General features: G+C 37.0%; 16 protein-coding genes. 6 read left to right on the top strand and 10 right to left on the bottom strand.

What is annotated here, in order from left to right; genetic code table 11:
• Positions 1–577: 577 nt before the first annotated feature.
• From ILYOP_RS11725 to ILYOP_RS11685, 9 genes are all read right to left on the bottom strand, one after another.
• Positions 578–814 (bottom strand): twin-arginine translocase TatA/TatE family subunit, encoded by a 237-nt coding sequence (locus tag ILYOP_RS11725; RefSeq protein WP_013388709.1) that lies wholly within the window; start codon positions 812–814, stop codon positions 578–580.
• 2 nt (positions 815–816) lie between these two features.
• Entirely contained in the window at positions 817–1560 is a 744-nt protein-coding gene (gene tatC, locus ILYOP_RS11720) for a twin-arginine translocase subunit TatC (protein WP_013388708.1), read from the bottom strand.
• Between the two features lie 3 nt (positions 1561–1563).
• Positions 1564–1725 (bottom strand): twin-arginine translocase TatA/TatE family subunit, encoded by a 162-nt coding sequence (locus ILYOP_RS11715; protein WP_013388707.1) that lies wholly within the window; start codon positions 1723–1725, stop codon positions 1564–1566.
• A 39-nt stretch (positions 1726–1764) separates the two neighbouring features.
• Complete coding sequence (locus ILYOP_RS11710) at positions 1765–3429, bottom strand: FAD-dependent oxidoreductase (protein ID WP_013388706.1); 1665 nt, start codon at positions 3427–3429, stop codon at positions 1765–1767.
• Between the two features lie 24 nt (positions 3430–3453).
• Positions 3454–5064: an FAD-dependent oxidoreductase gene (locus ILYOP_RS11705; protein WP_013388705.1), complete on the bottom strand. Its 1611-nt coding sequence runs from the start codon at positions 5062–5064 to the stop codon at positions 3454–3456.
• Between the two features lie 91 nt (positions 5065–5155).
• Positions 5156–6772 carry an FAD-dependent oxidoreductase gene (locus tag ILYOP_RS11700; RefSeq protein WP_013388704.1) on the bottom strand — a complete coding sequence of 539 codons (1617 nt, stop codon included), beginning with the start codon at positions 6770–6772 and terminating at the stop codon, positions 5156–5158.
• Between the two features lie 23 nt (positions 6773–6795).
• On the bottom strand, positions 6796–7011 hold the full coding sequence (locus ILYOP_RS11695) for a 4Fe-4S dicluster domain-containing protein (protein ID WP_013388703.1): 216 nt from the start codon (positions 7009–7011) through the stop codon (positions 6796–6798).
• A 274-nt stretch (positions 7012–7285) separates the two neighbouring features.
• Entirely contained in the window at positions 7286–7684 is a 399-nt protein-coding gene (locus ILYOP_RS11690; protein ID WP_013388702.1) for a peptidylprolyl isomerase, read from the bottom strand.
• A gap of 88 nt (positions 7685–7772) precedes the next feature.
• Positions 7773–8873 (bottom strand): FMN-binding protein, encoded by a 1101-nt coding sequence (locus ILYOP_RS11685; protein WP_013388701.1) that lies wholly within the window; start codon positions 8871–8873, stop codon positions 7773–7775.
• Positions 8874–9271: 398 nt separating this feature from the next.
• On the opposite strand from ILYOP_RS11685, the gene ILYOP_RS11680 reads away from it, so the two are divergent.
• From ILYOP_RS11680 to queC, 6 genes are read left to right on the top strand one after another with little or no spacing between them, the layout of a single operon-like run.
• Positions 9272–10264 carry a 2-hydroxyacyl-CoA dehydratase family protein gene (locus tag ILYOP_RS11680; protein WP_013388700.1) on the top strand — a complete coding sequence of 331 codons (993 nt, stop codon included), beginning with the start codon at positions 9272–9274 and terminating at the stop codon, positions 10262–10264.
• 12 nt (positions 10265–10276) lie between these two features.
• Entirely contained in the window at positions 10277–11041 is a 765-nt protein-coding gene (locus tag ILYOP_RS11675; protein ID WP_013388699.1) for an acyl-CoA dehydratase activase, read from the top strand.
• 11 nt (positions 11042–11052) lie between these two features.
• The gene (queD, locus tag ILYOP_RS11670) at positions 11053–11481 is read left to right on the top strand and encodes a 6-carboxytetrahydropterin synthase QueD (RefSeq protein ID WP_013388698.1); all 429 of its coding nucleotides are present in this window, start codon (positions 11053–11055) and stop codon (positions 11479–11481) included.
• Between the two features lies 1 nt (position 11482).
• A complete protein-coding gene (gene queE, locus ILYOP_RS11665; protein WP_013388697.1) occupies positions 11483–12151 on the top strand; it encodes a putative 7-carboxy-7-deazaguanine synthase QueE in 669 nt (222 codons plus the stop codon).
• The gene (gene folE / locus ILYOP_RS11660; protein WP_013388696.1) at positions 12151–12744 is read left to right on the top strand and encodes a GTP cyclohydrolase I FolE; all 594 of its coding nucleotides are present in this window, start codon (positions 12151–12153) and stop codon (positions 12742–12744) included. The genes queE and folE overlap by 1 nt, the downstream gene beginning before the upstream one ends.
• Positions 12745–12757: 13 nt before the next feature.
• Complete coding sequence (gene queC / locus ILYOP_RS11655; protein ID WP_013388695.1) at positions 12758–13426, top strand: 7-cyano-7-deazaguanine synthase QueC; 669 nt, start codon at positions 12758–12760, stop codon at positions 13424–13426.
• 216 nt (positions 13427–13642) lie between these two features.
• Here queC and ILYOP_RS11650 read toward each other — a convergent pair whose 3' ends face one another.
• Positions 13643–14599, bottom strand: a complete 957-nt coding sequence (locus ILYOP_RS11650; RefSeq protein ID WP_013388694.1) for a carbohydrate kinase family protein — start codon at positions 14597–14599, stop codon at positions 13643–13645.
• Positions 14600–14607: the final 8 nt, after the last annotated feature.

The following is a 14607-nucleotide window of genomic DNA, read 5'->3' as shown; positions in this document are numbered from 1 at the left end:
TATCTATATGATTATCAGACTTTTTCCAAGTCAACATTTTTAAAGTCTCTTTTTCATTTTAAATTAAAGTATTGAATTTATCGGAATTCGTTACTTTTCTCTTGAAAGAAAAGTAACCAAAAGTTCAAGAATTTTCAAATGTCTAAGGAGTAGATATTTCTTTTATCGCCTTTGTAAGCTACAGTCCTCGGTTCCCTGCGGAACTTATTCTGTAGAACGGCTGAGTGCAAGTTCTTTCCTGTATAAGCCCTGCGACTTGAAAATTCAAAAGACATAAAAAATAATATCAGCCCAAATTAAAAGAATGCGCATTAGCACATTTAGATTTCCAATATTCTAAATCTTTTAAACTCTTCGGCCATTGACAAAATCAGCGTTAAGAATAACCGCAGCGAAATCCTTAGAAAAAATCGACTGTCTGAGCGTAGCGAGTTTCGAGTTTTTCTTGGATTTTCAAGGTTATTTAGCTTATTTTTCACAGGCCTTGATTTTTGGTTACTTTTCATCAAGGAAAAGTAACGGAACTTTAAATAAATTCAGTAGTTTATTTTAATTTATTTCAATGAATAAGTTTTTTTTATTCTCTACTAGACAATTCTGCAGACTCATTTATTTTTTTATCCTCTTTAGCCTCTTCTGCATCGGCTAGTTTTACGAATTCATCCTTCATCTTATTGACATCACTGCATGTTTTTTTTAGTTCACGGTAGAGTTGCCCTATTTTTTTGAAAAATTTAGGCAGATCTTCTGGTTTTACAACTACCAAAATAACCACTAAAATAATAATAATCTCTGTAAATCCCAATCCAAACATATCTACTCTCCAAACTTAAATATTTTTGCCACTAGAATGGCCAAAAAGTATAGTATCACAAGGGGAAGAGCCAATCCTACCTGGCTCACCACATCTGGCGGTGTAACTACTGCCGAAATTATAAATATAAATACAATAATATACCTGCTAGCTGCGAGAGCCGTCTTTCTCTTTACGATATTAAAGGCCATTAACAACACAAATACTATAGGACTTTGAAACCCAATAATAGACCAAAATACAAAATACAAGGCATAAAATAAATTGGTATTGTAATTCAATAGAAGTCCCACATCTTGAGGTATAAAGTCACTATCTGTCAAAAATTTAATTGAAATTGGAAGTATCTTAAAATATGAGAGATATATGCTCACTATTACCAGTACAAAACTGCAGACTAGTGCCGCCGCGAGACACATCTTCTCCTTTTTATTTAAGGCGGGAAAAATAAATGCCACAATGTTATAAAGATGCAAGGGCATGGAGAGAATAAGGCCGGTGATGAGGGATATTTTAATTTTCGTTGTCATCCCTTCAACTATGGAGTTCACAAAGAGCTTATTCTCTCCGCCGCTAGGTATAGAGGAGTAGAATTTAATAAACAAATCTACAATCTGATTGTGAATAGCAAAGGCCACCACAACAAATATTGCAAAACTGATCACTGAAATAATAAGCTTTTTCCTCAATTCCTTAAGATGTTCAAATATATGCATATACTTGTCTGATGCTGCGTTTGCTTCCATTGTTTATACTTCTCCGTCTTTCTTTATCTCTTTATCTTCATCTTTAATTGCTTTATTAAACTCTCTTCTTGCTTCTCCCACTGATTTAGCTAATTTTGGTATCGCTGATGACCCAAATACAAGAACTACTATAGCCAAAACAATCATTAATTCTGTTGAACCCATTATCTTTTCCTCCTTTAAAATTAAAAATCAATATTGAATTTATCCATTTACCGGTACTTTAGACAGTTTCATCTCTCCACCTTTATCTTTTTCAATTACAACCCAGGCAAGCCAGTCTTTGTCGTTTGTTTCTGGATAATCTTCCCTATAGTGGTTTCCTCTGCTCTCAGTCCTAAACAGCGAAGCTTTCAGCTTCATCTCTGCATTCAATATCATATTTTTTGTTTCATGAACCAATCTCAGATCGTGAGCATCACTTGCTATCATCTTATCTGCAAAATGATCTCTGAAAAACTCTATATTTTTTAATGCTGCCTTTAACCTGTCCTCTTTTTTTATGTAAAGTACATAGTATGGGATCATGTTAAACTGAAGCATCTGAGTCACCCAGGCTGGACTATAACCTTTTTCTCTTTCCCTCGGTGCAAACATCTCTTCTTTTATAGCATTTATAGTGGTGTCGCTGATCTTAGGCATACTGGATGTTTTTATGTATTCAGCTCCAACCTCTCCTGCCAAGGCTCCTTGTGTTGCAGAACCTGCAAGGGCAAATCCGATTACTCCTACATATTTACCTCCTACCAACATAGACGATAAACTGTCTCCTGCTGCAAATAGCCCCTCTATATTAGTTCCGCATTTGGCATCAGTTGGGAAAAGTCCCTCACTTTTGTGAACTCCCATTCCTGCTGTAGATCCTCCTATAGGATCACCGTCACCCATTCCAGGAGGCTTCCCTCCCTCCATTCCAGGTTCTTTTTTTCCGGTTCCCATGCTTTCTGGTGGTTTTTTTTCTACGTTCCCTCCTCCAGGAGGTCCCATGGTAACTGGGATATTAGCTGCATGTGCACTGTGATACATATTGAGGTCTAGTCCCATTCCATTTGCTTCAGGGCCATTTTCTACCTTCATTATCCCAGTTTCCCATTGGTTTTTCCAGTTTCCCCAGCAATAAGCTGGACTATCAGAGCCAGTAAAATGAGTATCTACAAACTCTTTCCCGGAAATCTTACCACCTATTCTATAGGCCATGGCGTCACCGTCATTTGTCAGTGAACGTACTTGAAACCCGTTGGGTTTAAAAGCCCCGGCACCAGTACATAAAATTACAGATTTTGCCTTTACTACCACTGCCTCTTCGCTGTCTAATTTAAATCCCACAGCCCCAGCTACTTTCCCGTTTTTTTCAAGAAGTGTAGTCAGCATAGTTCTTTCAATTATTTGAATTCCTTCATTGTATAATTTCTCTCTGAAAACCTTACCGAAACCAACCTTTGTAGCTCCCCATGACTCCATCTCTTCATATATCTCTTTAGAGTAGTCCATTAGCTGATCTAGATATTCCGGTCTGTGTATTCCATCAGTATTTGTAGCCATATTTTTGTGCCATGTAGCTCTGTCATCTCCGTTGGCCTCATCAAATACAGCAAAACCATTGGCAAACGGAGTCTGGCCAGACCTTCCCACACTTCCTTTATCTACAAGTATCACCTTGGCTCCGTTTCTGCTGGCTCTCAGAGCTGCAAAAACCCCTGCGATACCTCCGCCGATTACCAAAATATCAGTTTCCTGCTCTAGCGCAGTTTCCATAAGCTGTGAGATCTCTTTAGGTGATCTGTTCTTTATAAATCCTGCTGCTATGGCGGCACCTGCTACACCTATACCAAGAGCACCCTTAATAAATGCTCGTCTATTAACATACATCTTTTTCACCTCGTTTATTAGAGTTTAGGCAATTAATTTTTTAAAATCTTTTACAGGGAATTTTTCAAGCTTCATTTTTCCGTCAGGGCCCTTTTCCATGACGACCCAGGCAAGCCACTCTTTGTCATTTTGATCAGGATAATCTTCCCTGTAATGATTTCCCCTGCTTTCTGTTCTGAAAAGTGATGATCTTAATTTCATCTCGGCATTTAAAAGCATATTTTTTACTTCGTTGACTTTTCTTAAGTCATGTAGATCTTCTGCCTTTAAATTTGGTAAAAAGTGATCTTTATAAAATTCAACCATTGTAAGTGCTGACTCTAGCCTGTCTTTGTCTTTTATAAATAAGACATAATAAGGAGTCAAAATTCCCTGAATCAAATGCTCCACCCATCCAGGGGAATACCCTTTTTCTTTTTTTAAGGGTTCAAAGATCTCATCGATAGCTGCGGACATTTTTGAGTCTGAAATATTTATAAAAGATTTTCCTTTTGCATATTTCGCCGCTACCTTCCCTGCAACTGAGCCCTGTACAGCTGATCCAGTCACTGAAAATCCAACCACTCCATTGTATATTGGTCCAACTAACATGGAAGACAGACAGTCTCCTGCTGCATACAATCCTTTTATATTTGTTGCACATTTATCGTCACTGGGAAATAAACCTTCAGCCTTATGCACACTAAGCCCTGCTGATGCTCCTCCTACCATATCTCCTGACATTTCCAGATGTGCTTTTCCTTCTTCAGGTCTTCCTTCAGGTTTTTTTCCCATTGGTGGTCTATCCCCTTTAGGTCTTTTGTCCATAGGTGGGTTATCTCCACCAGGTGGTGGGCCTTCAGGTCTTTTCATTTCTACAGGAATCAAACCCTTATGCGCCTCTATAGCCGAACTTAAATCAAGTGCCATCCCTCCGCCATCAACTGGTCCGTCAGTTTCTTTCGGAAGTCCCATGCTCCACTTTCTCTGAAATGGTAGTCCCCAACAATATGCAGGTGTTTCACTATTTGTATCATGTGTATCTACAAACTCTTTCCCGGAAATTTTAGCACCTATTCTATAAGCCATGGCATCTCCGTCAAATGTCAGCGAGCCAACCTGAAAACCATTTGGTTTAAATCCTCCTGCTCCTGTACACAAAATCACTGTTTTAGCTTTAATCAATACGGCTTCTTCACTATCTAGCTTAAAACCTGTAGCCCCAACAATATGACCATTTTCTTCTAATAATGTTGTTATCATTGTTCTTTCAATAACTTTGATATTACCGTTAGCAAGTAACTTATCTCTGAATACTTTTCCAAAACCCGTATTGGTAGCTCCCCATTTTTCTAGATCACTATAGATCTCTTTAGAATAATCCATGTACATATCTAAATATGCCGGGTTATTTAATTTTTTAGAATTTTCTTCTAATATTCGATGCCAGTTAGCTCTATCATGACCTGACTCTTCATCAAAAATTGTCATTCCACTTGCAAAGGGTGTTTGACCTGATCTACCGATGCTTCCTTTATCAACTACAATTACTTTTGCACCAGCTTCAGTGGCTCTAGTAGCAGCAAACACAGCTGCTATTCCACCGCCAATAACCAATACATCAGTACTGTATCTATCTTTTGAATAATTCGTCAATTTTACCTCCTTTCAGGCATAAAAAAAGATGAAATTATAAGTTTTTAAAAAAGCTTCGATTATATTTTGAATTTTTATGAAGTCAATTTTTTTATGATTTAATCATTTTTTTATAATCATCTCTGTTGAATTTTTCAAGTTCCATCTCACCCTTATTATTCCGCTTAATAACTACCCAGGCAAGCCAGTTTTTATCATCACTTTCAGGGTAATCCTCTCTATAATGATTCCCTCTGCTTTCAGTTCTAAAAAGTGATGATCTCAGTTTCATCTCTGCATTTAAGAGCATATTTTTTACTTCATGAGCCTTCCTTAAGTCGTGAAGGTCTTTAGCTTTTAACCTAGGTACAAAATGCTCTCTGTAAAACTCAACCATTGTAAGTGCAGATTCCAATCTATTTTTTTCTTTTATATATAAGACATAATAAGGTGTTAAAACCCCTTGTATCAGATGCTCTACCCATCCTGGAGAATACCCTTTTTCATAATTTAAAGGTTCAAACATCTCAATAATTGAATTTGTTATTTTTTCATCGCTAATATTTTTTATAATTTTATTCTTTACATATTTTGCAGAAGCTTCTCCTGCAACGGCTCCCTGTACAGCTGACCCCATTACAGAGAATCCACCTACTCCATTATAAATAGGTCCAACCAGCATTGAAGACAGGCAGTCTCCAGCTGCATAGAGCCCTTTGATAGAAGTTGCACACTTATTGTCACTTGGAAATAAACCTTCAGCCTTATGTACACTGAGTCCTGCTGATGCTCCTCCGATAGGATGCTCTGGGTGCCCTCCTTTTGGATGATCACCTTCTCTATCTTCTTTCCCACCTGGCGGGCCTTGAGGTCTATCTGATCTTTCACCATTTGGCGGGCCTTGTTTTCCATCTCCTTTACCTAGAGGTGGTCCATCTGGCCTTGGCATTTCCACAGGTATTAATCCCTTATGTGCCGCAAGGGCTCCAGTTAAGTCAAGGGCCTGACCTCCGCCTTCCATAGGACCTTCTGTTAATTTTGGAAGTCCCATGCTCCACATTCCTTGCCATTGCCCCCAGCAATATGCAGGGGAATCAGGATCATTGTCATGTGTATCTACAAACTCTTTTCCTGAGATTTTTGCTCCTATTTTATAGGCCATGGCATCTCCATCAAAAGTCAGGGAACTCACTTGAAAGCCATTTGGTTTAAATCCACCGGCACCTGTACACAAGATTACAGATTTAGCCTTTATTACAATTGCTTTTTCGCTATCAAGAGAAAATCCAACAGCCCCTGTAACAACATTATTTTCCTCAAGAAGTGTTGTAATCATGGTTCTTTCAATAATTTTTATATTCTTATCCTCTAGTAGTTTTTTTCTTAATACTCCCCCAAATCCAACGTCAGTTGCTTTCCAGCTTTCCAGATCTTTATATATCTCCTTGGAATAATCCATATATGAATCTAAATATGCAGGGTTATTGAGTTTTTTAGAATTTTCTTCTACAATTCTGTGCCATTCATCTCTTTTATGTCCAAGTTCTTCATCAAAAACAGCCATAGCACTGGCAAATGGTGTCTGCCCCGATCTTCCTATACTGCCCTTATCTACCACTATTACATTGGTTTTATTTTTACTGGCTCTGGTTGCTGCGAAAACGGCTGCAATTCCTCCACCTATAACTAATATATCTGTAGTATACTCTTCTTTTGTATGGATTATCATACTTCCTGCACCACCTTCTTTTATTAACTCCAGCTGAGAACAAGCTTTCCATTTTTTTCAGCTGTCAATTCCATGGCATCATAGGGACAGTAATAGACACATAGATTACAGAGCTGACAGTCATCAGGGTATTTTACAGTAGCTAGACCAGTTTCTTTATCCATTCTAAGTACGTCGCAAGGACATGCCAGTATACATTCACCACAAGCTTTACACTTATCATTAATCACTTTGATCATTTTAATCCTCCTAAAAATAAAATTATTATATTTTAACCTTCAGTCTCATAACCCAAAATGCTTTTACTTTGCTATTATAATCTCAGAGTGAGTTTTGAATTTATCGAGAAAGAAATAATCTGAAGAGTCTGTAACGAATAACTATAAAAAACTAATTCCGACACTCTTTTTGGATTTCCATCCTCATAAATTCAAAACTCTAATTTATCTCAATATAGTTTTGTGGCTGGTAGTTCTAAGTACAGTTAAAGCTGTACTTAAAACTACTGAAAACTTATTGTCTCGGAGGTCTTTGATCCTCATCAGGAGCAAACAAACCTTCTACAGTTTTCTTATAAGTTTCGTATTGACTATCTGTAAGTAAAGGTTTTATTTTTGAATCTCTTGCTTTTACAAGTGGCTCAATCTCTTCTCTGGCTGGCGGCATCTGCGAACTTTTTAGTTTACTTTCAAAGGAAGTTTTGAAATCATCTAAAATAACCTGTATTTTAGCTTTTACACTGCTCGTAACATTTAACCCAGCATAAAAATCCTCCTCTGAAATCTTTTCAAATCTTGGAGGTCTATTATTCATTCCCCCTGAAGAATTTCCCATTCCTGTTGAAGCATTGGCACATGCTGTAATTGTGGCCAGTGATACGACTAAAACTAATGTTTTTAATGATTTTTTCATAATTACCCTCTCCTTTTTTATTAAATAGGTCTCTTAAATTATTGATTTTATTTATTTTATTGATTTTATATATAAATAATTTAAAGTCTTATTGAGTACCGGTTTTGACTGCATTTGAAACGGCATTTATTATACCTACAGAAGAATAAGTTGCTCCTGCGACAGTGTCTACATCGGTGTTTTGACTTTTTATTATTTCCCCAAGAACGGTATTTTTTGCTCTATTGAACCAGACAGCATCATCTTCATGGCTTATAATATCAATATTTTGAATAATTTCGTTTTTCACTGTTACTTCTACCTTTACTGTTCCCTTATAACCTTTAGAACTTCCCTCATATGATCCGTCTTTGATCCCTATTGCGATGTCTACATCTGCAATTCCATCGACTTTTTCCGCTGTTATAGTCTGTCCATTATTACCCGATGCATGACTTATAGACGAGCTGTAATAAAGAAAGAGAGATAAAGCTAATGTAAGTAAGACGATAACTTTTGAAAAATGAATCTTTTTCGGTCTACTTAGTTTAACCCTACCAAAGCTAAGGGTTTTTTCTACAGGACAGCTGTTTATACACTGAAAGCAGTTTATACAGTTTGGATCTCGTAGGTTTCCTGTATTTGTGATATCTATATGCATGGGACAAACTTGCTCACATTTTTTACAATTTACGCATTTATCAGCGTCTCTTTTTATCGTAAAAACTCTGAAAAGACTTATCAGACCGTACTTGGCTCCCTGAACGCAGAGATAATTACAAAAGGGTCTCTGAAAGAATATCGAAACCAAGGAAAAAAACACCAGAACTAAAATGGATATTATAATTACAGTGTTTCCTGATACTAAGCTTAGAAAATTTACCCTCGGGTCAAATTGCAGAGCAGTGAATATAAAGTCTGACCAGTTCAACAATAAAAGCATTAAAATCAGATATCTGCTAAATTTTAAAATCCTGTGAAGAAATTTTGGAATTTTTCTCTTTTTGATTCCAAAGGCGCTTCCTATATAACCAAAGGAATCCTGTATAAATCCAAAGGGACAGACCCAGCCACAGTAGAATACCCCTGTAAAAAATGTAAGGGTCAGAATCAGTAAAGATGTAAATTTGAAACTTATAGAAAATGATACTGCAGTTAAAATCAAACATAAAAGCTGAACTAAAAATCGGTAATCCTGAATTTTTTTCATAATTTTCTTCCTTTCATCTTTTTAAACTTATAATTTTTTGTATTAAAAGTTTTGTCACTAGAAAATATAAAGACCTGATTTAATTTCTAAACAGTTATTTTAATTTCTCCACAAAACTTATTGTTGAATGAATTTTATTATTGATTTATGGCAAGTCTATGTCACTTATATGTCACTTATATGTCATAGGTTTTTGATTAGTCCAATGATTTTTACGGCTTTATATTTTATATGAAATATGATATAATAATTCATAAATATTAATAGACAGTTTATTTGTACCATCCTGTCTCTAAACAAAACTAGGGCTAAGTTTTTGAGGAATCTCAAGAACTGAGTTTTCGTTTGTCTAGGGCAGAATTTTCTGCCTTTTTTTATTTTACACAGAAAGGAGTCACATGAAGAAGATAGGGATAACAACAACAGTACCCACAGAAGTTTTAATAGCTGCAGGATATACACCCGTAGACCTAAACAACCTTTTTATAACTTCTGATGAGTATTATAAATATATAGATATAGCTGAAAGGGACGGATTCCCAAAGAGTATGTGTGCCTGGATAAAGGGTATATACGGGGCGTGCCTAGAAAATAATATTACTGAGATTATAGGGGTCACAGAGGGAGACTGTTCAAACACAAAGGTTCTCTTAGAAGTTCTAAAAAGTAAGGGAGTAAAGGGACACCCCTTTGCATTTCCCCACTGCCACACTAGAGAATCGGTAAAAAGAGAGATAAGTAAATTTATGGATAATTTCGGAGTTTCACTAGAAAAAGTTGAAAAAGTGAGACAAGAGATAAACTTATTGAGAAAAGACGCCATAAGACTTGATAAACTGACTTATATAGATGAAAAAGCCGATGGTTTTGAAAATCACCTTTTCCAGCTTTGCCTCAGTGATTTTGACGGAAACATGGAAAAATACGGTGAGTTTCTCAAGGAAAAAATAAACCAGATAGAAAAAAGAGATAAAAACCCGAAGAAGCTTAGGCTGGGATACTTAGGGGTGCCTCCTATGCAGGGAGACCTTCACCACTTTGTAGAAAAATTTGATGCAAGATTTGTATACAACGAGGTGCAAAGAGAGTTTGCTTTTCCTAGGGCTATTGAAGCAGAAAATATCTTTGAACAATATTACGACTACACCTATCCATACGATATAGAGTACCGTCTCAAAGATATCTTAGAACAGGTGAAACTCCGAAAATTAGACGGGATAGTCCATTATACTCAGGCATTCTGCCACAGGGCAATAGAGGATATTATTCTAAAGGAAAAACTTGATATACCTGTGATGAATATAGAGGGTGACAAACATAATTCCCTTGATGCCAGGACGAAACTTCGTCTAGAGGCATTCTTGGACATGCTTCATGATTTGAAAAGTTAGCGGAGGAAAAAATTGAAAGTTGTAGGAATAGATTTAGGAAGCCGAGAGGTAAAAATAGCCGTCATGGAAGATATGAAACTCTTGAAAAAGCTCAAAGTGAGCACAGTTTCATTTTATCGGGACTACTGCTCCTATGACGGAAAAATCCTAGTTGATCTAAAAAAACTGGGAATAGAAGAGATAGACCGTGCTGTGTCTACAGGATACGGACGTAATAACACAGATTTAGAGACATTTACCCCTATAAACGAGATAAAAGCCCATGTCTACGGGGCGTCCTTTCAGAGTAAGCTAAAAAACTTCATCCTCCTAGATATAGGGGGACAGGATGTAAAAGTAGTGAAGGTGGAAAAAGGCATATCCACTGACCTTGATCTAAATGATAAGTGTGCAGCCTCTTGCGGGAGATATCTCGAGAACATGTGTGCTGTTCTAGAGACTCCCTTAGAAGAGTTATCAAAACATCATGAAAATCCAGTGGAACTAAATTCTACCTGTGCAGTTTTTTCAGAGTCTGAACTCATAGGATGTATCGCCGAAGGAATCTCATTAGATAGACTCTGTGCCGGAGTAAACTACTCTATGTACAAGAGGCTAAAGCCTCTTCTTACAAAGTTTCGTGGAAGAAACCTAGTGGTGACAGGTGGAGTGGCCCGAAATAAAGCAATTAAAAAATATCTGAAAAACGACTATGATAAAATAACAGAAGTAAATGATCCCCAGTTCAACGGAGCCATAGGATGCTGCTATTTTGCACACAATCATATGAAAAAATAACGGAGGAACAGATGTATATATTGAAAGCAGAGCATCATTTTGACAGTGCTCATTTTCTAAAAGGATACCAAGGAAAATGTGCCAATATCCACGGCCACAGATGGAGAGTTGTGGCAGAAGTAGAAGGAGATAAGCTTTTTTCTGAGGGACAGTTAAGAGACATGGTGGTAGATTTTGGTGATCTCAAAAGAGATATAAAAAAAATGGTTGATTACTATGACCATTCTTTAATTATAGAGTCCGGTTCCATGAGAAAAGAGACCCTTTCCTTCTTAATAGAGGACGGTTTCAATATTATAGAGGTGGATTTTAGACCGACGGCAGAGAGATTTGCAAGTAAGTTTTATGAGGAACTAGAAAATATGGGATATAGAATAAAGAGAATCCACGTCTATGAGACTCCTACTAACTGCGCCCTCTATGAAAGGCAGGGAGGATAGGATGAATTATAAAGTCGTAGAAACCTTTGTGAGTATAAACGGAGAGGGTAAAAAATCCGGTGAGTTGGCGGTATTTATAAGACTGGCGGGGTGTAACTTGAGATGCAGCTACTGTGATACCATGTGGGCCAACCAAGATGATGTAGTCTTTAAATCAATGAGCAAAGAAGAGATTTATGATTATATCAAGAGTACCGGGGTGACTAATGTAACCCTGACTGGGGGAGAGCCCCTTATACAGGAAGGTGTGGGAGAGCTCATAGACTATCTGCTCACCGATGAAAAGCTGTGTATAGAGGTGGAAACCAACGGCAGTGTAGCTATACAGAAATTCAGAAAAAATCATGGCAGAAGATTATCATTTACAATGGATTATAAAGGATCTTCAAGCCTTATGGAAGAAAAAATGCTTTTGAAAAACTTTGAGACTCTTACAGAACATGACACGGTAAAATTTGTAGTTGGAAATGAATACGACCTTTCCAAAGCAAAAGATTTAATTGACAAATATCACCTGACAGAAGTGTGTCATGTGTTCTTCAGCCCAATATATAAGGAAATTGAAGGAGAAACCATAGTAGAATTTATGAAAACCAATAAGTTAAATAAGGTGAGGCTGCAGATACAGCTTCATAAAATCATATGGAGTCCAGAAGAAAGAGGTGTATAATGAAAAAAATAGATAAGAAAAAAATAGAGGAACATGTAAAAGGAATATTAGAAGCCTTAGGTGACGATCCTGACAGACCAGGTCTAGTTGACACTCCAAAGAGAGTTGCAAATATGTATGCAGAGATATTTTTGGGTCTCGCCTATACAAACGATGATATAGCAGATATGTATGGGGTTACTTTTGATGAAGAGGATATTTATACCGAACCTGGAAGCGATATGGTACTTATGAAGGATATTGACATATTTTCCCACTGTGAACATCATCTTTCACTTATGTACAATATGACAGTAGCTGTGGCATATATACCTAGGGAAAAGGTGATCGGGCTTAGTAAAATAGCCCGTATAGCAGATATGGTTTCAAGAAGACCTCAGCTTCAAGAGAGAATAGGAAAAGATATAGCAGAAATAATCCAAAAAGTAACTCAAAGTCACGATGTGGCTGTAATAGTAAAAGGTGAGCATGGATGCATGACCACCAGGGGTATAAAAAAACCTGGAACTAAGACTATTACCACTACCCTGAGGGGAAGATTCAAATCAGATGATGCCCTTTATGGAAGACTTATGGAACTTTACAGATCATAGGAGGAAATTATTGATGCAGAATATAATAGATAAAGACAGATGCGTATTGGTTTTTAGCGGTGGTCAGGACAGCTCTACCCTGCTATTCTGGGCAAAAAAAAAGTTTAAAGAGGTTATAGCACTATCATTTAATTACGGTCAAAAGCATGATCTAGAACTTCAGTGTGCTAAAGATATCTGTAAAAAATATGATGTAGAACACCATATACTCGATATGGGACTTCTCAGTCAGCTGGCTCCAAATGCTCTAACAAGAACAGATATAAAGGTAGATAAAGAAGCTCCTGAAGGGGGACTTCCAAATACATTTGTAGACGGAAGAAACATGATCTTCCTGACTTTCGCCTCTATATTCGCCAAACAGAGAAATATCAATCATGTTATAACTGGAGTGTCCCAAAGTGACTTTAGTGGTTATCCTGACTGCAGGGATATATTCATAAAATCTATAAGCACAACTCTCAGTCTGGCCATGGACTACCAGTTTGTAATCGACACACCTCTTATGTGGTTAGACAAGGCAGAAACTTGGAAAATGGCAGATGACCTGGGAGTTCTTGATATAATCAAAAATGAGACACTTACATGCTATAACGGAATAATCGGAAATGGATGCGGAGAATGTCCCGCCTGCAAACTTAGAAAAAATGGATATGTTGAATTTAAAAGAAAATTTAAATAAAATATATCACTTAAAATTCAAAAGAGAATTCCCAAGTGATTTCCAAATCCCTTATAAAATAATATTTATAAGGGATTTTTTATTTTCTGCAATCTGCCTAATCATAAAATATACAAAAAAACCTTTTCCAGACAGCATCTGAAAAAGGTTTAGCATCAATTTTATTCATTACAAAACTTGCCCGCAGTTATTATTAAATACTCAAATTTTCTCTGTCTAAATTCCCTCTACTTCTTCTAAAGTCGGAAGTGCGGCAATTGCTCCGAATTTAGTGCATGTTATAGCACCTACTTTATTGGCAAAGCTCACTATTTCCCTTGTTTTTTCAAAATCACAGATAGCTTTATTTGGATTTTCTTCCATTGACAGCTTATACAGAACTCCACCTATAAAAGCATCTCCTGCTCCTGTGGAATCTACTGATTTCACCCCTATACTTTCAACTACTACTTTTTCTCCGTCTATGCTGAGAAGGGTTCCCTCTTTCCCCAAAGTTACCACAACAGACCTTGTCCCGTATTTATGAATCTCGTCAACTGCCTCTTCAAGATTTTCTTTCCCGCTTATAATTCTGGCCTCTTCGTCACTAACCTTTGTAAAATCAGCCTGAGCAAGACATTTTATACTTTCGGCTCTGAACTCCTCTTTTCTCTCACCGAAAAGTGCTCCTCTCCAATTTGGGTCAAATGAAACAAAGGCCCCTTTAGATTTTGCATATTTCATTAGTTCATAATAGGTTTTTTTGAGGTTTCCACCTAAAAGTGCTGTAGCCGACCCAAAGTGAAATATTTTGACTTCCTCTAGTTTATCCAAATCCAGTTCTTTAAAAGAAAGATTTTCATCGGCTCCCCTGTTGAATATAAAATCTCTTTCTCCGTCTTTCCTGAGAGAAACAAAAGCTAAAGTTGTAGGTTCTTCCCTGTCAAAATAAAGCATCCTGGTGTCGACTCCTGTCTCTATAAGAGTCCTCTCCAAGAACTTTCCAAAGGAATCATATCCTACCTTCCCTATAAATCCTACCTTTTGACCAAGCTTTGCCGCTGCTGCACATACATTGGCAGGAGCTCCCCCTGCTTTTTTTTCAAATTTTTCTCCGTCAATAAGGTCACTATCTATATCTTTACAGATAAAATCTATCAAAAGCTCCCCTATACATACTATTTTCGGATTCATCTTTTCAC

It is taken from the genome of Ilyobacter polytropus DSM 2926 (assembly GCF_000165505.1).
In the GTDB taxonomy this organism is placed as follows: Bacteria; Fusobacteriota; Fusobacteriia; order Fusobacteriales; family Fusobacteriaceae; genus Ilyobacter; species Ilyobacter polytropus.
Note: the sequence above shows the minus strand (reverse complement) of the source record. Positions and strands in the feature narration are given on the sequence as shown.